We start from the raw sequence: 16,890 nt of genomic DNA, 5'->3' as shown, positions 1-16,890 counted from the left end.
CGACAATCGCTTTATAAAAAAAATAGAAAAGAGCTTGAAGCCCTTTTCCATTCGTATTACTAATAAATGTTATTTTGAAAATAATCTCTTTGGTACCGCACTCATTACAATGATGATAATGATTGCACTGATGATGAAGCTTGGCAGCATGAATGTTCCATTATATAGGAGTGAGTAAATGGCCACCGGCTGCCCCTTTGGCGCATATTCACCGAAGAACACGATGCCAGAAATAACATGGCAGATGTATCTTAAGGCACTTCCTAAGAATGCACCGATAATAACATATGTCATCCACTTACCTTTTTCATTTTTGGATATCGCCTCCTTCACCAGACCAGTAAAGACACCCGCTAACCCTACAACTGAAAAGGCAAGAAAATAATCAATAAATCCTTGTAAGAATGTGTATACTTGAGCGAATCCAAGGATAACCTGCAATAAACCTAGTAAAAATCCTGTTAACAAGCCCCCTTTTATCCCCCAACGATAAGCAATTAAAAAGATAGGTACCATGGCAATTGACACCGAACCTCCCTGTGGCCATATCTTTAAAGATAGAATTCCGGCTAGAAAATCCAATAAATAAGCTAAAGCAGAAAAAACTGCCACCTCAGCGATAAATAATGTGTTGCTTCTTTTTTGATTCACAACGTCTCCCCCAATTATCTTTTTGGACTCGTTAGAAGTCTTCCTATTACAAGATGTGCAATAAAATAAAGAACAAAAAAAGCAATGCACGACGATAAGGATTGTCTGCATTGCTTTCATAATCGGCAAACCACATCCCTACGCTAGTGTTAACTAACAGGTTCATAGGGTCAGAACTTAACCGTTCACTCTCAGCCGCAAGAATAGCAGCTCCCCCTGTGGAAGTATTCAATTGTTTCCATAGAAAAAAATATACTCTTCTTTATTCACATTTACAAGGAAAATATACTTTCTTATCGTTATTATTACCTAGTCGAATCAGCAATTAAGACTATATGAATAAAATTCAAGACTTTTATTTTAAAATAAAGGAGGTATTTCTATTTATGTCTCGAATAAGTACAGTAAGGAGTTTTTTGTCAATAACATAGGGGGAAGACGGCATGTTCACGGAAAACCAAACAGATTTAATTGATTTTTTCAATCAAAATAAACAGAAATTAATTCAAGATTGGGAAAATGCCATTGTTACCACTAATACGGATCCTTTTAAGTTAAAAATTCACGAAAACGGCGAGGCTCTGCTCGATGTTTTACTTAATATGCATAAAATGACGGAAAAAGACCTTTTAGACATAATTGAAAAACTTGCTATTGAAGTATCGGAAGAAAGAGTTTTGGCTGATATTAACCTTGGTGATTTTGTTTATAATGTTAATCTTGGCAGAACAGTTCTATACAGCCATTTAAGCATTACTGGGATTCCATGGGCAGCCATGCAGGAAGCATTAAACAATGTAAATTTTTGTTTTGATAAATTTTTATACTATGCTGTTTCCCATTACTCAGAAGCAAAAAACAAAATTATTGAAGAAAAAACAATGCACATTGATTCTACACATCAGGATCGATTAACATTGCTTGGGCAAATGACCTCAAGCTTTATTCATGAGTTTAGAAACCCCTTGACATCTGTTCAAGGATTTATCCAATTACTGAAAGCTGATCATCCGGAGATGAAATATTTAGATATCATTTCAAGTGAATTGGATCAACTTAATTTTCGTATATCACAATTTCTCCTTCTGTCAAAAAAGGAGTTAATTGGTAAAGAAAAGGATAACTTCAATTTAAATACATTAGTGGAGGAAGTCTTAAACTTCCTATATCCAAGCATACTTGATGGAAAAGTAAAAATAAGAAAAGAACTCAGTGAAGATATTACTCTTAATGGGTATGCAGATGAAATTAGACAGGTATTAATTAATATCATCTTTAATGCGATTGATGTTTTGAATCATGCTGAGAATCCGAATCCTACAATCGAGATCAATAGCAGTCTACAACATCAGTTCATCAAAATTAATATTTCCAACAATGGGCCTGTGATTCCTGCTGAACTTAGAAAATCCATTTTCGAACCATTTTTTACGACGAAAAAACTAGGTACAGGTCTCGGCTTGTTTGTTTGCAAGGAAATTATTGAAAAACATAAGGGAAATTTAGAATGTGATTCATCTCCAGATAAAACTACATTCTCGATTCTCTTACCGGTTGCAGCCCTAACCTAATCTTATATACAAGTAATTTTATAGCTAGAATAACCAATCCCACTTTATATAAAGCAGGGATTTTTTTATTTCTTAATATTAAGTCTTCCCGATAACAACCTGCTTTGCATATGATGAACTAAAAATTTTTTATCGGGAGATTTGACTAATGTTTACATTAAGGGTTGATAATGATATTGAACTCCAGCTATTTCAACAACATCACGCATCAAGTCTTTATCAAATGGTGGAGGAAAACCGTGAACATCTGCGTGAATGGCTGCCATGGGTGGATAGCATGAAATCCCCGTATCAGTTTGAATCCATTATTCCGATATGGCTAAATCAATTTGCAGAAAATAGTGGATTTAATGTGGGGATCGTCTATAAAGGTGAGTTGGTAGGCTCAATTAGTTTACAACAAATAGATTGGCACAACCGAATGACAAGTATCGGATATTACCTTTCAAAAAAAGCAGAAGGTCATGGAATAATGACTCGATCCGTTCAGTTCCTGCTTAACTATGCATTTTTCCAATTAGGTTTAAATCGTGTTGAAATCCGCTGTGGTATCAAAAACAAAAAAAGCCGTGCCATACCTGAAAGACTTGGTTTTATAAAAGAAGGTATCATTAGAGAAGGCGAACAATTATACGGCCGCTTTCATGACCTTTTTATTTACAGTATGCTTGCCCGGGACTGGAACAAACGAGTTCTTATTTAAATAAAAAACTGACTATCAGTTTCATGGATGTTGCCGAATTGGCAGCATTTTTTCTGTTCGATTTGCTAATAGATTTTTTTTTTGAAATAATGTTTAGAGACCAACGGAAGTGAGGTGGCATACCTTACACCTGTAAGGTGATAGATGATTTGGATGAATGTATTGATTATTGTTATCCTAATAGCCTTTACCGCCCTTTTTGTTGCTTCAGAATTTGCGATGGTAAAGGTTCGATCCACAAGAATTGATCAATTATTATCGGAAGGTAATCCAAAAGCAGAAGCAGCTAAGAAGGTAATTTCAAATTTGGATGGTTATTTATCCGCCACCCAGGTGGGCATTACAATTATCTCCCTTATTTTAGGCTGGCTCGGTGAGCCTACTATTCGGGAACTGTTAGATCCAGTTTTTGACCTAATTCACATCCCTTTATCACTTAAACACATTATTTCGTTTATCCTTGCTTTCATTGTCATCACTTTTTTCCATGTCGTCATTGGTGAATTATCACCCAAAACGATTGCGATTCAGAAAGCAGAAGAAATTCTCTTGTTTTTTTCTCGACCGTTAATTTTGTTTCATAAATTGATGTACCCGTTTATTTGGATACTAAATAGGTCGGCGCGGTTTGTTACTGGACTTTTCGGGGTACAGCCCGCATCCGAGCACGATATTGTCCTTTCTGAGGAAGAATTAAGGTTAATTCTCTCACAAAGTTATGAAAGTGGTGAAATAAACCAATCTGAATATCGATATATGGACCGAATATTCGAATTTGATAATCGGGTTGCTAAAGAAATTATGGTTCCCAGAACTGAACTCGTAACACTTTCAAAAGATGCATCCATGGAAGAAATTATTGAAATCGTTAAGGAAGAAAAGTATACAAGATATCCACTTATTGATGGTGACAAGGATAATATTTTAGGGGTTATTAACATAAAAGAAGTCTTAACAGATTGTATCCAGCAAAAATGCACTGGAGACCGACCGTTGCTTCCCTATCTAAAACCCGTCATTCATGTCATTGAAACCATACCGATTCAGGAACTTCTGCTCAAACTGCAAAAAAATCGTTCCCATATGGCTGTTTTATCGGATGAATATGGCGGGACAGCAGGTATTGTCACGGTTGAAGACATACTCGAAGAAATTGTTGGTGAAATACGCGATGAATTTGACTTGGATGAGCTTCCTCTTATCCAGAAAAAAAATGATGGACATTTTATTTTAGATGGTAAAGTTTTAATTAGTGAAGTAAACGACCTTCTCGGTACCACACTGGATGAGGAAGATGTCGATACGATTGGCGGCTGGTTTTTAACACAAAAATTTGATGTACATAAAGGTGACTCCATTGAACATGAAGATTTTGTATTTCAAATTCAAGAGATTGAAGGACACCATATCTTGTACATTGAGGTTTTTAAAGCAGATTCAGATGAAAAACAAACAGATGCTGCTCTTGAGTAGGATCTGTTTGTTTTTTGTCTAAATTTTTGTAATATTTCGTCTTTATTGTTCATATTCACTATGTTTCTCCATAAAATATAGTTATCAACTAATATACTAACCAGAACGTTTGACTGTATAGTTCAAATTCTTTATAATTATTGTTAATTTATTAAATTGTCGAGGTGGTATGATGACCATTAGACGAGATTAGGAGAAAACTAGAAATTAATTCAAGGAAATAAGAGCCAATTTTTTTATCAAACTGGGAGGTGACTCCTTACCTGTCTAAAAACAGGATAAGGGAACTTATTTGGACATATTTAACTTGGTTATTATAGCCATTTTAATTGCGTTAACTGCTTTTTTTGTTGCTTCAGAATTTGCAATTATCCGAATTAGGAGCTCAAGAATTGATCAGTTAATTGAAGAGGGAAATTCGAGTGCAGTGACATCTAAAAGAGTAATATCTAATCTGGATGAATACCTTTCGGCCTGTCAGCTGGGAATAACCATCACAGCCCTTGGTTTAGGTTGGCTAGGTGAATCAACTTTTGAAAAGATTCTCCATCCAATATTCGAAAGTCTGAATATTCCAGCAAGCTTTAACCAAGTATTATCTGTTGGCTTTGCATTTGCTGCAATTACCTTTTTACATGTAGTTGTAGGGGAACTTGCTCCTAAAACATTAGCAATTCAGAAGGCAGAATGGATTACTTTGTTGGTGGCACGTCCGCTTGTACTATTTTACAAGGTAATGTATCCCGTTATTTGGCTGCTTAATGGCTCTGCACGAATTACGACTAAATTTTTCGGTCTTAAGCCTGTATCAGAAAATGAAATTGCACATACAGAAGAAGAACTTCGAATTATCCTTTCTGAAAGCTACAAAAGTGGTGAAATTAACCAATCTGAGTTTAAGTATGTAAATAAAATTTTTGAATTTGATAACCGTATTGCCAAAGAAGTTATGGTTCCAAGAACAGAAATCGTATCCTTATCTAAAGAAGATACACTTGAAACCTTTCTTCAGGTATTACGCGAGGAAAAATTTACACGATATCCCATCATTGATGGGGATAAGGACCATATAATCGGGCTTATCAATATAAAAGAAGTAATGACAGATATAATTGGCAATGAAAAACTATCAGAGCGGACACTAGAAAACTATACTCGACCAATTATTAGAGTAATAGAGACGATTCCAATCCATGACCTATTAGTAAAAATGCAAAAAGACCGCGTTCACATGGCAATATTAATGGACGAATATGGTGGTACTTCGGGACTTGTCACCGTTGAAGATATCCTCGAAGAAATTGTTGGGGAAATTCGTGATGAATTCGATATGGACGAAATTCCAGAGGTACGCAAAATTAAAGAGCACCATTATATTATTGACTCTAAAGTTTTAGTTAGTGAGGTTAATGACCTTTTGGGAGTAGAAATTGATGATGAAGATGTGGATACAATTGGCGGCTGGATTCTAACCGAAAATTACGAAGCCAAAGAGGGCGATGTCCTCCTTCATGACACTTATTCCTTTAAAATTCTTGACATGGAAGAGCATCATATTCGTTATATTGAGGTCACGAAAAACGCCAGTAATGACGAGAATGTTAGTCAACAAGTTTCAATATCCAATTCAGAAGTGCTTTCTTAAAACATTCTAACCAGACGGATTTTTACCCGTCTGGTTTTTTATATGATTCCACAGGACCTTAGACCTAGCAAACGTTTTCTAACTAAAAACAATGAGGACCAGATTTTTATCAATCTGATCCTTTAACCCGCTTCCTGCAATGATTATCTAGATTTAAATATAATCATTTCCTCTTCTATTTTAGCAATTTTAACTAAATGAGAATCTAGTCGTCGGTTGATATGTTGAATTTCGTTACTATGTGTTTCTTCGATGCGTTGAAGCGATTCTTTGATATCAGAAAGGTCGATTTGATTTACTTCTACACGGTGTTCAATGCTATCCATTTTTTCAAGCCGGGATAACCGTCTTTCAATACTTTCTAATGTTTCATTTAAGGTACGGAATAAACTTTTTATGTCATTAACATTATCTGTTAGCTTATCGATTTCTTGTACCATCTGAGGTCCCCCCTTCGTTCTTGCCCTTATCTTATCATTATTTTCACTATAAATATGTTACAATATCAGCAACACTTGATTGAAGTGAACAATGATTTAAATTTTCCAAACCCTTAATACATATCCCCCGCATCCACACTTTTATCCCTATATTCCTCCATTAAAGTACTATTTATTAGTTATTAAAACCTTTTTTGAAAAAAAAGTTGTGATTCTTTGCACACAAGTGAACGTTTTAAGAAAAATAAATGAACATTTTAAAAAATCTTAATATCGAAGACCCGTCCGTGAATAAAATCACATGCAAAACTATATAAAAGTTATAATCTTTCATTATAGGGAAATGGAAACAGACGATACCAGCTTAAACCAAGACATCCATTTCTTTCCTTATTGGATCAATACTTAATAGGAAAAGGTTGGTGCTTTTAGATGTTCATATCTATTGATGAAAGAGCTGCCACATGGTTTACAAATGAATTCGAATTTAACAAACCATTTTGTATTCGGATGTTCCCACAATACGCTGGGTTTGGAATAAAGCATAAAGGATTTACCCTTGCTTTTTCAGCGGAATCCCCTGTTCATGTTGGATATTCTAAAGAAATTAATGGGATTACCTTCTTTGTTGAAGACAATGATGTTTGGTTCTTTGAAGATACTGAAACATCCTTAACTATGGATAACTATCTAGATGAAATTATGGTTACATACCACGAACTCCCAAGCTTAGCGGTAAATTAATTCGATATTAAGACAATAAAAAACAAGCCAGCATTTGTGGCTTGTTTTTTATCTATGAGTTTGGATTGGATATTAATTCACTTGTTTGTCGAGGCCTGGCGGAAGTAATTTTTCACTTTCAAATACTTTACCAAGTTTTTCCTCCCCCTGTGTGAAGGTAGCAGTAGCTGCATCAAAATTAGGGGTTTTCTTTTTTAATTCATCTGCTTTAGCTTGATATGAAGCCGCAAAATCCTTAATCGCCGCATCAAGATCTGCTTTTTTATCTTTTAATGATGCAGGAATTTGATAAGTATTTAATTCGGCTGCAACCGAAGCTGCCGATTCACTTGCTTTAGCTCGATCTTCAGCATTCGGTAATTCCTCAGGTGTTGCATCTTCCTTAGTTGCCTTTGCAACATAAGCATTTAAATCAGCATCTTTTGCGTTAATTTTATTACCAAGATCCATATAAAATCTGACTAATTCCTTTTTAACATCTACTTTAGATGCAGTTTCTTCCGTAGTTTCCTTCTTGTCTGTTTTTGCTTCATCATTGCTTGAGCAGGCAGATAAGCCAATAGCCATCATAATCGCTGACACAAATAACAAGAACTTTTTCATTTCCATTACTCCCTAATTTGCTATTTTTGAAACCTTGTTCATTTTACAATATTTTATTATATTAAAAAAGCATTAAGTGTTTCCGTCATAAGATTTAGCAAATAATCCAATAATAAGTAATTTTTTTTGCTTTTTTTTTAGTAAAATTGAGATAATAGCAATAGACAATAATATTTCTCAAAAATGAGGGGTTTCAAAGATGGTAAAAAGTAAGAATAAAAAAACACAGCATTTAGCAACCATTTTCCTTGCTGTGATGGGGATCGGCTTTCTAGCCACAATTCCAATAAAAGAGTCAATCTGGGGAATTATCCTGCAGGGGGGATTTGAAGCGGGTCTAGTAGGTGGACTTGCCGATTGGTTTGCCGTAACAGCATTATTCAGGCATCCACTAGGTATTCCAATACCACATACAGCCCTGCTGCCAAAAAATCGGAATAGAATTATCGCTGGAATCATTTCCATGTTAGAAAATGATTGGCTCACCAAAGAGAGCATCCGTAGAAAAATTGAGACCATTAATTTTACTGATAAAATATTTGACATCATTGATAATGAATTACCTTCTCCAGCAGTCCAAAAGAATTTCATCACGATGGCTAAACATTTGCTAAAAATTTTTGATATATCAAGATTTGCTCCACTGCTAGAAGAAGAAATAAAAGATAGAATCCACGAAATCGATAGTAAGAATTTTCTTCCTTTGCTAATAGACCAAGTTAAGATCAGAAATTATGATGAAAAAGCTCTTGATTACTTACTTAAAGAAGTTGATGAATGGGCAAGAAAGGATAGTACAAAGTATAAACTCGGCGGGCTTGCGGTCGATGCTGTCGAAAATATTAAAGCGGATGGATTTATGCAATTCGCCTTAAAATCGTTTAGTAATTTGGTTAACGAAGAGAAATTAGGGAGTATAATCCAAAGCCTTATTTTAAAAGGGGTAGCTAGCTTCAAAGACCCGCTAAATCAAAATCGCCAAACATTAATGATTCATATTGACCATAAACTGCAATCGTTAAAAAATGATCAGAAGGTCTACGATGAACTTAATAATCTTAAAACACAACTGGTTGATAAATGGAGTCTCCAAGAACAAATTACTGGCTTATTAGCTCAGATAGAACAAAGAGCTTATGATTTTATTGATAAACCCAACTTTTATGATGACTTTCTCCTACCAATTGTTAAAAATGGCTTAGATGGGATCAAATCAGATCCAGAAAAAATTCTTGCGATTGAAGCCTGGATTAAGAACCATATTTCTAGTTTTGTTGATAAAAATCATTCAAAAATTGGCATACTTGTCAAAGAAAATTTAGAAAAACTGGATGATAAAACACTTATTAAAATGGTTGAAACAAACGTTGGAAAAGACCTTCAATGGATCCGAGTAAATGGTGCGGTCTGTGGATTCTTAATAGGGCTTGTCTTAGTTGGTATTAAAGCGATTTTTTAATTCTCTACCAAAAAGCTGCAAAGTGTGCAGCTTTTTTTTATTAAATTCTTATTTTGTCCTCTTAAATCAAAGTTCTTTTTCAGAAAAATCCTACATATTTACTACTGTAGTCATACTTCTAACGTAAAAAGGAGGCTGAAAAATGGCAATAAGGTTAATTAAAATTTCTGTGGTGTATTTTGTCATTGGGGTTTGCATGGGTATGTATATGTCTATGAAGGAAAGTTTTGACTTCACCCCTGTTCATGCCCATATTAACCTATTAGGTTGGCTGACTATGGCTGTTGCTGGTCTCATCTACGTTGGTTTTCCAAGTGCTGCAGAAACAACACTCGCAAAGGTTCACTTCTGGATTCATAATATTTCTTTGCCTATTATGATGATAGGACTCTCATTTTTAGTATCTGGGACCGAAAGTGCTGCGCCTGCAGTGGCTACTGGAGGTACATTGATGGTATTAGGAATCATTGTCTTTGCCATTAACATTCTTAAAAATGTAAGGAGTTAGCTGCTCTTTTAGTACTTTTCGATATTTTACAATGTACAACAAAAGACGCCATTTTTTTTTGGCGTCTTTTCATTTCTAGCGGTAAGTTTCTAATAATTTTCTTCTAAGTTTGTTTTTTTCTTCATCCGATATCTTGTAGTTATAGTTATAAAAAGCCCCTTCCCAATCTCCATACATCGGGTTGGGAAAGAGGATTAGCTTTTTCCCGAATTCTTCTCGATACTTATCGACCATCTCATTTCTTTTTGTAAATGATAATTTATCAAATTCACTAAAGTCCCCGAGGTTATCACCAAATAATAAAAGAATTTCATGTGTTTTCGCCACTTGATGGCGGCGTGTTTCTTTCCCAACTTCACCAGGTTGAATTAATAATACATGATCAACATCCGCTTGTGGCGCACCCACACTTTGCAAATTCTTAATCGAAGCATCTTTTTGTGATTCATAACGGTTGGAAATGTAAAAAATCTCCACTCCTAACGATTTTGCATACTGCAAAAATTCAATGGCACCTGGCAGTGGTTTTGCTTCAGCCCGCTTAAACCATTCATTCCAATTAAAAGGTATTTTCCGTCCGGCCAACACATACCATGCTTGGTGCGGACTGTTATCTAGTATGGTCTCATCGATATCAAGGACAATTGCTGGTTTCAAGGTATTCCTGCCCCTTCTTTCCCTCAGGATTTCGTCCAATCTCATTTTTCCAATGTTATAGCCTTGATAATATAATCCTTTTGCCTCTCCAGCTTTTTGAAACCAAAGCACCGACATCGTATTTTGTTCAGACAAACTAGTCATTGTTACTGCTTGCGCGCGAAAATTGGTTAAAGAAATAATAAAAAATGTTGCAGTGATAATTTTTAAAATTCTATTCAATACCAACACCTATCCCTCATTTAATTTTCAATATTAGTATGTGAAATAAGAATAATTCCAATCATCCATCGGGATTCTTCTTTTTTGCCACTTTACTTCTTTCTCCAGTTTCGATATATTTTACTTATCACCTGATAAGGTAATCATTATGAAAGGACCAAATTTAAATGAGCAAGATGAACATACAAGCGAAAGCAATAGATCCTAAGGAAACGTACCAATTAATTATTCATACTGCACGGAGCTTATTCATGGAGCTAGGTTATCGCGCCGTATCTACAAGACAAATTGCTCAAATTTGCGGTGTGACACAGCCGGCTATTTATCATCATTTTAAGAACAAGCAGTCACTGTATGTTGCTGTGATGCAGCAAACCCTTCATCAAACTGAACTTGACTTAAATGCACTCTTATCCCAGTTTACAACCTTTCAAGAAAGACTTACTCAAATGGCAATCTATATGACAGCGCATTTTGAAATGGATATGGGACAAATGTTTCACGATATTTCACATGAGCTGCATCCGAACGAACAACGCCACCTCTTTCAATCGTGGGCCAAGGCCTTTTTATCGCCTTTTGAGAAAATGATAAATGACGGGGTTTCAACGGGAGAGATTAAAAAACCTGAATTGATGAATACAAATACCACTGAAATAGCCTATTTGATATTAAATATTATTAAATCCATTTTAGAGCCAGAAAATACTACCAGACTCTCTACTGAGGAACGGCAACTAAAGGCCGAGGAAAAAACCAAATTAATGGTTGAAATTTTTATAAATGGAATTAGAGCGTAATTTAATTTTTTTTGCCCAATACTTATCAAATGATAAGGGAATAAGATAGGAGTGAACAACTTGGAAAAACAATGGTTTAAGAAGTATGGTAATGCTGTAAGTGGAAAGAAAGGCAGATGGATCGTTCTTATTACATGGCTGATTCTGGCAGCCGTTTTAAATACCACTTTGCCACAAGCAAATTCTCAAAAGAATGAGATGGCAAAAAATCTAGAATCAACCACACCTTCACAACAAGCGAAAATTGTTGCAGAGAAAGAATTCCCGACAAGTTCAGGTACTCCGGCCCTGTTAACTTGGTATAAATCAACAGGAATTTCGGAAGGTGATCTTTCACGTATTCAAAAGTATTCCAAGGAATTAGACAAAAATCCAGTAGATTCACAGGATTCTATTGTACCTTTTTATCAATTCCCACTCCCTGTACTTAAACAGCAGCTTTCAGAGGATGGTACTACCTTAATTTTACCTATTACGTTTAAAAAGGATGCAGACAAGGACCAAATTGCTGATGGCATATTAACATTCAAAGAAAAAGCTGTTTCTATTTTTCCGGAGAATCCAAATAAAGCAAAAATGGGGGATAAAGATCAACTACTATTAAGAATTACTGGACCTGCAGGCGTTTCAACAGATGCAACAGCATTATTTAGTCAAGGAGACCTCTCCTTACTATTTGGAACAGTCGCCATTGTTCTCGTCTTATTACTATTAATTTATCGTTCACCAATTTTAGCTTTGATTCCATTATTAGGGGTTGGGATTGCCTATGGTGTCATAAGTCCCATTCTAGGTGGAATTGCAAAGGCTGGATGGATTGAAATGGACTCACAGGCCCTTTCGATCATGACGGTACTACTTTTTGGTGCAGGAACTGATTATTGTTTATTTCTCATTTCCAGATTTAGAAGTAATTTACTTGAAGAAAACAATAAGCTAACTGCTATGAAACTCTCATTAAAAGGCGCATCTGGTGCTATCGCAATGAGCGGGCTAACGGTTGTTTTCTCACTGCTAGTGTTATTACTATCTGAATACGGTGCGATCCACCGCTTCGCCATTCCATTTAGCTTATCTATACTAATCATGATGGCCGCAAGTCTAACGTTAATACCGGCACTCTTAAGTATTATTGGCAGAGCCTCCTTTTATCCGTTCATGCCGCTGACTAGGTCTATGCAAGAAGAACGAGCCAAAAAGAAAGGAAAAACACTACCGCCTCAAAATAATAAAGAGGGTTTTGGTGCACGACTAGGAAAACTTATCGTGAAAAAACCAATTGAGTTAATGGTCATTACGTTATTATTTCTAGGTATTTTTGCATTCTTTTCATCCAAAATTGTCTATACCTACGATACCTTATCTTCTTTTCCAAAGGATATGCCATCAAGAGAAGGGTTCAAGATCATTTCAGAACACTTTAATCCAGGTGAACTAGCACCTGTTCAAGTAATCGTGCAAACTGATGGGAAACCAAACGCTGTAAAAGAAGATTTAGAGAAACTAACTTTCGTTGAAATAGTTTCTGAAGGGGAACAGGGAGTAAAAAATAGCAATATAATTAGCTATAATGTTGAAATGAATGTTAACCCATACTCAAATAAAGCAATGAGTCATATTCCAGACCTTCGCCAAACAGTAGAGAACAGCTTAAAAAATGCTGGAATTGTGAAAACATCTGATCATGTTTGGATTGGGGGTCTAACGGCTGAACAGTATGATACCAAACAGACAACCAATCATGATAGCAGCATCATTATTCCGATCGTTATTAGTATCATCGCTGTATTATTGCTTGTTTATCTTCGTTCAATTACATCCACAGCTTATTTAATTGGAACGGTTCTATTATCATACTTTAGTGCACTTGGACTCGGTTGGGTACTACTTCATTATATTTTTGGAGTTGAGGCGATCCAAGGATTTATTCCGCTTTATGCCTTTGTTTTTATCGTGGCATTAGGGGAAGATTATAATATCTTTATGATTTCGAGTATATGGAAAAAAAGCAGGCATTTGCCACTTCTTCAAGCCATTAAGGAAGGTGTCGCTGAATCTGGCTCAGTTATCACTTCTGCTGGTTTAATTCTAGCTGGAACATTTGCGATATTAACAACCTTACCTATTCAAGTCCTTGTACACTTTGGAACAATTACTGCAATCGGTGTTTTATTGGACACCTTCATTGTACGACCATTACTTGTTCCATCCATCACCGTTTTAATGGGAAAATGGGCCTTCTGGCCGTCCAAAAGGGCCATGGCAGCTGTAAAAGAAAATTCAACGAATTAATATTTGCCATAAATAAAGCAGTGGGGATCAAACTCTCCCACTGCTTTTTCTTATAGTAAACGATGATAATTTTTAGCTTACTCGTTCATCAACCTTATCCTGGTTTGAATTTCGTTTATGGAATCCTTTTGTATAGTAAACCGCGACCAAGAAAACTAAGAATAAAGGCCCAATAATTAGTGCAATCCGAGTATCTGGATTATACGCCATGAGACCAATGACGAAAGCTAAGAAGGCTAATGAAAGATAAGAAGTAAACGGAAACAATGGCATCTTATATTTTAAAACCTTTTCCTCAGCCGGCTTTAAAGTTTTACGATAGCGAATTTGCGATAAAAGAATAACTCCCCAAGTCCAAATCGCTCCAAAGGTTGCGATGCTCGTTACCCAAGTAAAAACTTTTGCTGGGACAATATAATTTAAGACAACACCAATTAGTAATGCGCCTGCAGAAGCTATGACTGCAACACCTGGAACACCACTTTTAGTTACTTTCGCGAAATTCTTAGGTGCCTCATCATGCTGTGCTAGGTTAAATAACATCCGTGCCGTACTAAAAATTCCACTGTTACACGATGACAATGCTGCTGTAAGTACGACAAAGTTTATAATACCTGCTGCCCCCGGGATCCCAATTTGTTCAAAAGTAAGTACAAACGGACTGCCTTTTGTACCAATTTCCTCCCATGGATAGATGGACATGATCACGAATAATGCACCTACGTAAAAAATAAGAATACGCCAGAATACCGAATCAATGGCTCTTGAAAGAGACTTTTCAGGGTTTTTAACTTCCCCAGCTGTAACACCAATCATTTCAATTCCTAAATAGGCAAACATAACCATTTGTAATGATAGCAAAACACCCTTAATTCCGTTCGGGAAAAGACCGCCATGTTCCCATAAATTCTTAATGCCGGTAGCGATTCCCCCGTTGCCAATTCCAAAGAAAATCATTCCAAGACCAATGGCAATCATCGCAATAATCGTAACAATCTTAATAAGCGCAAACCAAAATTCTAATTCACCATACGCTTTTACAGCAAGAAAGTTGACCCCTGCCATGATCACTAGTGCTGAGAGCGCCCAGATCCAACGTGGAACATCCGGGTACCAATACTCCATGTAAATTCCTACTGCCGTGATTTCAGCCATGCATGTTACAACCCATAAAAACCAATAATTCCAGCCTGTGATATACCCAGCAAGTGGACCTAAATAATCCCTAGCATATTTACTAAAAGAACCTGCAACCGGTTTTTGAATCGCCATTTCGCCCAATGCACGCATGATAAAAAACATAATTAGTCCGGCAACCGCGTATCCAACCAAAATACCTGGCCCCGCCATTTTTATTGCGGTTGCAGATCCAAGAAATAGTCCCACCCCGATGGCTGCCCCTAAAGACATCAAGGTGATATGCCTTTCTTCCAAACCACGATGAAGCTCTTTACCCTGAGTGTTCTTACTCATATAAATCCCCCTTATAAATACACTTTAGCACTTTCTCATCCCATAGAAATAATTTCTTTGCTTTTTTACTATAGCAATCTTAGTCTTCACTTTTAAGTCTTTTATTACTTAATCCTCCTTATTACCTAATTGTTACCGCTTTCAAAAAGAATAATTATAAAAATATTTTCTCTTTTTGAATTACTCGGAATCATTTTAACATTATAGCACAGTATTTATTTTGTAAAAATACATGAAATTATCATATTTTTTTTGTAAAATTAAACAAAGGGATTTTTTATAATTAATCTGGGGGTAATCGTTCTGAATACTAGACTACCTGATCCATTTAAGACTGCCTTCGAAAGCTTAGATGAATTTGCTGACCTCATTAGTCAGGTACTAATGTGCCCTATTACAATTGAGGATGCAAATCACCGTCTACTTGCCTATAGTACACATGATGAACGAACGGATCCTGCGAGAATTTCTACTATCATTGGACGAAGGGTGCCGGAAAAGGTTATTAATCAATTATGGAAAGAAGGAACAATTCCTGCTTTACTAAAGACCCAAGAACCGATCCGTGTGAAAAATATAAGTGACATCGGTCTTAACAATAGAGTCGCCATTTCGATTTGGAAACAAGACGAAGTAATTGGATTTATTTGGGCAATTGAAATTGATAAGGTTTTAACAGAAGGGGATTTTATTCTTTTAAAGAAAGCCGCGGATTCCGCAAAAAATAAACTATTACAGCTTCAGACGAGAAAGAACAAAAAAGAAGAACGTTCACAAGAGTTCTTTTGGAAACTTTTAACAGGTCATCTTAAAGTAAAAGAGGAGATTTTCGATCATTTCCACTCACTACAATTAACACCACCCGCCTTTTTTGCGGTTCTTGTTTTTCAGTTTCAGGAAAATATCACGAACAAAGTAGAGCAATCGATATCATATCTGTTAAAAACCAATCAAAGAATAAAAATTATTCTTTACACAATAGACTGCAATCAACTCATTCTAATGGTATCCACCACGACTATTGAGAACCCTTTCAATGAACTGGAACAATTTGCAAAATCCTTTGTTCTTCAAATGAGTGAGAGATATGGAATCAAAGAAATCAAACCAAGCTATAGCAGTATTTATGAGGATTTTCTACAAACAAGCAAGGCCTATAAAGAAACATTAGCTGTTTTAACAATTAAAGAAAAGTTCCCATTAGAGACTAAGGATATTTTTACCTATCAAAAGCTTGGCATCTATCAAATAGTAGATCTTATTTTAGAAAAAAGACAAACTGATGCCTATGAAAATTATGCCTTAAAAAGGCTTCATGAATACGATCAGAAACACAATAGCAACTTGGTCGAAACATTGGAGGTTTTCTTAAATAAAGATAACAACATAAATGATGCAGCTAAGGAACTAAATGTCCATGCTAATACATTAAACTATCGGCTTAAACGTATCACGGAAATTGGGGATATAAATTTAAGAGATCCTAATCAAAAGATGATTCTCTTCATAGATTTAAAGCTGGAAAAATATCAGGGGATTTGAACGGTTTGTGAAAATCCCCAAAAAGAATGATTATCTTTCTCTTTTCTAAACAAAGAAATTCTCTAGGAAACATTCTATACTTTAGCCATAGCAAGTCACTTATATGT

Annotated in this window: 15 protein-coding genes and 1 riboswitch; of the genes, 10 read left to right on the top strand and 5 right to left on the bottom strand. The window is 35.7% G+C overall.

The features are described 5' to 3' along the window. Window positions 1–69 precede the first annotated feature (69 nt). A complete protein-coding gene (thiT, locus tag ACE198_RS19470) occupies window positions 70–651 on the bottom strand; it encodes an energy-coupled thiamine transporter ThiT (RefSeq protein WP_251456600.1) in 582 nt (193 codons plus the stop codon). 118 nt (window positions 652–769) lie between these two features. Then, window positions 770–878: riboswitch (TPP riboswitch) on the bottom strand. Between the two features lie 216 nt (window positions 879–1,094). Here thiT and ACE198_RS19465 point away from each other — a divergent pair. The 4 genes from ACE198_RS19465 to ACE198_RS19450 all read left to right on the top strand — a co-directional run bounded on the left by ACE198_RS19465 (window position 1,095) and on the right by ACE198_RS19450 (window position 6,043). Continuing rightward, on the top strand, window positions 1,095–2,222 hold the full coding sequence (locus ACE198_RS19465) for a histidine kinase N-terminal domain-containing protein (RefSeq protein WP_098572139.1): 1,128 nt from the start codon (window positions 1,095–1,097) through the stop codon (window positions 2,220–2,222). 148 nt (window positions 2,223–2,370) lie between these two features. Next, window positions 2,371–2,925 carry a GNAT family N-acetyltransferase gene (locus ACE198_RS19460; RefSeq protein WP_098572138.1) on the top strand — a complete coding sequence of 185 codons (555 nt, stop codon included), beginning with the start codon at window positions 2,371–2,373 and terminating at the stop codon, window positions 2,923–2,925. 144 nt (window positions 2,926–3,069) lie between these two features. Beyond that, window positions 3,070–4,398: a hemolysin family protein gene (locus tag ACE198_RS19455; RefSeq protein ID WP_375376737.1), complete on the top strand. Its 1,329-nt coding sequence runs from the start codon at window positions 3,070–3,072 to the stop codon at window positions 4,396–4,398. A 292-nt stretch (window positions 4,399–4,690) separates the two neighbouring features. Continuing rightward, the gene (locus ACE198_RS19450) at window positions 4,691–6,043 is read left to right on the top strand and encodes a hemolysin family protein (protein WP_375376736.1); all 1,353 of its coding nucleotides are present in this window, start codon (window positions 4,691–4,693) and stop codon (window positions 6,041–6,043) included. Between the two features lie 143 nt (window positions 6,044–6,186). Here the strand turns inward: ACE198_RS19450 and ACE198_RS19445 are convergent, their stop codons facing one another. Next, a complete protein-coding gene (locus ACE198_RS19445) occupies window positions 6,187–6,483 on the bottom strand; it encodes a hypothetical protein (RefSeq protein WP_098572135.1) in 297 nt (98 codons plus the stop codon). A gap of 432 nt (window positions 6,484–6,915) precedes the next feature. On the opposite strand from ACE198_RS19445, the gene ACE198_RS19440 reads away from it, so the two are divergent. Beyond that, on the top strand, window positions 6,916–7,227 hold the full coding sequence (locus ACE198_RS19440; RefSeq protein WP_375376735.1) for a HesB/YadR/YfhF family protein: 312 nt from the start codon (window positions 6,916–6,918) through the stop codon (window positions 7,225–7,227). A 72-nt stretch (window positions 7,228–7,299) separates the two neighbouring features. On the opposite strand, the gene ACE198_RS19435 is transcribed toward ACE198_RS19440, so the two are convergent. Further along, window positions 7,300–7,830 carry a hypothetical protein gene (locus ACE198_RS19435; protein WP_375376734.1) on the bottom strand — a complete coding sequence of 177 codons (531 nt, stop codon included), beginning with the start codon at window positions 7,828–7,830 and terminating at the stop codon, window positions 7,300–7,302. A 199-nt stretch (window positions 7,831–8,029) separates the two neighbouring features. On the opposite strand from ACE198_RS19435, the gene ACE198_RS19430 reads away from it, so the two are divergent. Further along, on the top strand, window positions 8,030–9,289 hold the full coding sequence (locus tag ACE198_RS19430; protein ID WP_375376733.1) for a DUF445 domain-containing protein: 1,260 nt from the start codon (window positions 8,030–8,032) through the stop codon (window positions 9,287–9,289). A 142-nt stretch (window positions 9,290–9,431) separates the two neighbouring features. Continuing rightward, window positions 9,432–9,797 (top strand): cytochrome-c oxidase, encoded by a 366-nt coding sequence (locus ACE198_RS19425; RefSeq protein WP_098572131.1) that lies wholly within the window; start codon window positions 9,432–9,434, stop codon window positions 9,795–9,797. Between the two features lie 75 nt (window positions 9,798–9,872). Here the strand turns inward: ACE198_RS19425 and ACE198_RS19420 are convergent, their stop codons facing one another. Continuing rightward, a complete protein-coding gene (locus ACE198_RS19420) occupies window positions 9,873–10,676 on the bottom strand; it encodes a 5'-nucleotidase, lipoprotein e(P4) family (protein ID WP_375376732.1) in 804 nt (267 codons plus the stop codon). Window positions 10,677–10,843: 167 nt separating this feature from the next. Between ACE198_RS19420 and ACE198_RS19415 the strand changes: the two genes are divergently transcribed. After that, window positions 10,844–11,476, top strand: a complete 633-nt coding sequence (locus ACE198_RS19415; protein WP_375376731.1) for a TetR/AcrR family transcriptional regulator — start codon at window positions 10,844–10,846, stop codon at window positions 11,474–11,476. Between the two features lie 60 nt (window positions 11,477–11,536). Next, window positions 11,537–13,768: an MMPL family transporter gene (locus ACE198_RS19410; RefSeq protein WP_375376730.1), complete on the top strand. Its 2,232-nt coding sequence runs from the start codon at window positions 11,537–11,539 to the stop codon at window positions 13,766–13,768. A 72-nt stretch (window positions 13,769–13,840) separates the two neighbouring features. Here the strand turns inward: ACE198_RS19410 and alaP are convergent, their stop codons facing one another. Beyond that, the gene (alaP, locus tag ACE198_RS19405) at window positions 13,841–15,241 is read right to left on the bottom strand and encodes an alanine permease AlaP (protein ID WP_251456620.1); all 1,401 of its coding nucleotides are present in this window, start codon (window positions 15,239–15,241) and stop codon (window positions 13,841–13,843) included. Between the two features lie 384 nt (window positions 15,242–15,625). Between alaP and ACE198_RS19400 the strand changes: the two genes are divergently transcribed. Further along, window positions 15,626–16,783 (top strand): PucR family transcriptional regulator, encoded by a 1,158-nt coding sequence (locus tag ACE198_RS19400; RefSeq protein ID WP_251456622.1) that lies wholly within the window; start codon window positions 15,626–15,628, stop codon window positions 16,781–16,783. Window positions 16,784–16,890 lie beyond the last annotated feature (107 nt).

Source organism: Neobacillus sp. KR4-4, assembly GCF_042136325.1.
Lineage (GTDB): Bacteria > Bacillota > Bacilli > Bacillales > Cytobacillaceae > Neobacillus.
The sequence above is the reverse complement of the archived record's forward strand: the minus strand, read 5'-3'. Positions and strand labels throughout refer to the sequence as shown.

What these genes read in the sequence shown, in the direction of transcription:
- ACE198_RS19465 (WP_098572139.1), top strand. Translation starts at nt 1,095, where the DNA reads ATGTTCACGGAAAACCAAACAGATTTAATTGATTTTTTCAATCAAAAT.
- ACE198_RS19460 (WP_098572138.1), top strand. Translation starts at nt 2,371, where the DNA reads ATGTTTACATTAAGGGTTGATAATGATATTGAACTCCAGCTATTTCAA.
- ACE198_RS19455 (WP_375376737.1), top strand. Translation starts at nt 3,070, where the DNA reads ATGATTTGGATGAATGTATTGATTATTGTTATCCTAATAGCCTTTACC.
- ACE198_RS19445 (WP_098572135.1), bottom strand. Translation starts at nt 6,483, where the DNA reads ATGGTACAAGAAATCGATAAGCTAACAGATAATGTTAATGACATAAAA.
- ACE198_RS19440 (WP_375376735.1), top strand. Translation starts at nt 6,916, where the DNA reads ATGTTCATATCTATTGATGAAAGAGCTGCCACATGGTTTACAAATGAA.
- ACE198_RS19435 (WP_375376734.1), bottom strand. Translation starts at nt 7,830, where the DNA reads ATGAAAAAGTTCTTGTTATTTGTGTCAGCGATTATGATGGCTATTGGC.
- ACE198_RS19430 (WP_375376733.1), top strand. Translation starts at nt 8,030, where the DNA reads ATGGTAAAAAGTAAGAATAAAAAAACACAGCATTTAGCAACCATTTTC.
- ACE198_RS19425 (WP_098572131.1), top strand. Translation starts at nt 9,432, where the DNA reads ATGGCAATAAGGTTAATTAAAATTTCTGTGGTGTATTTTGTCATTGGG.
- ACE198_RS19415 (WP_375376731.1), top strand. Translation starts at nt 10,844, where the DNA reads ATGAGCAAGATGAACATACAAGCGAAAGCAATAGATCCTAAGGAAACG.
- alaP (WP_251456620.1), bottom strand. Translation starts at nt 15,241, where the DNA reads ATGAGTAAGAACACTCAGGGTAAAGAGCTTCATCGTGGTTTGGAAGAA.
- ACE198_RS19400 (WP_251456622.1), top strand. Translation starts at nt 15,626, where the DNA reads ATGTGCCCTATTACAATTGAGGATGCAAATCACCGTCTACTTGCCTAT.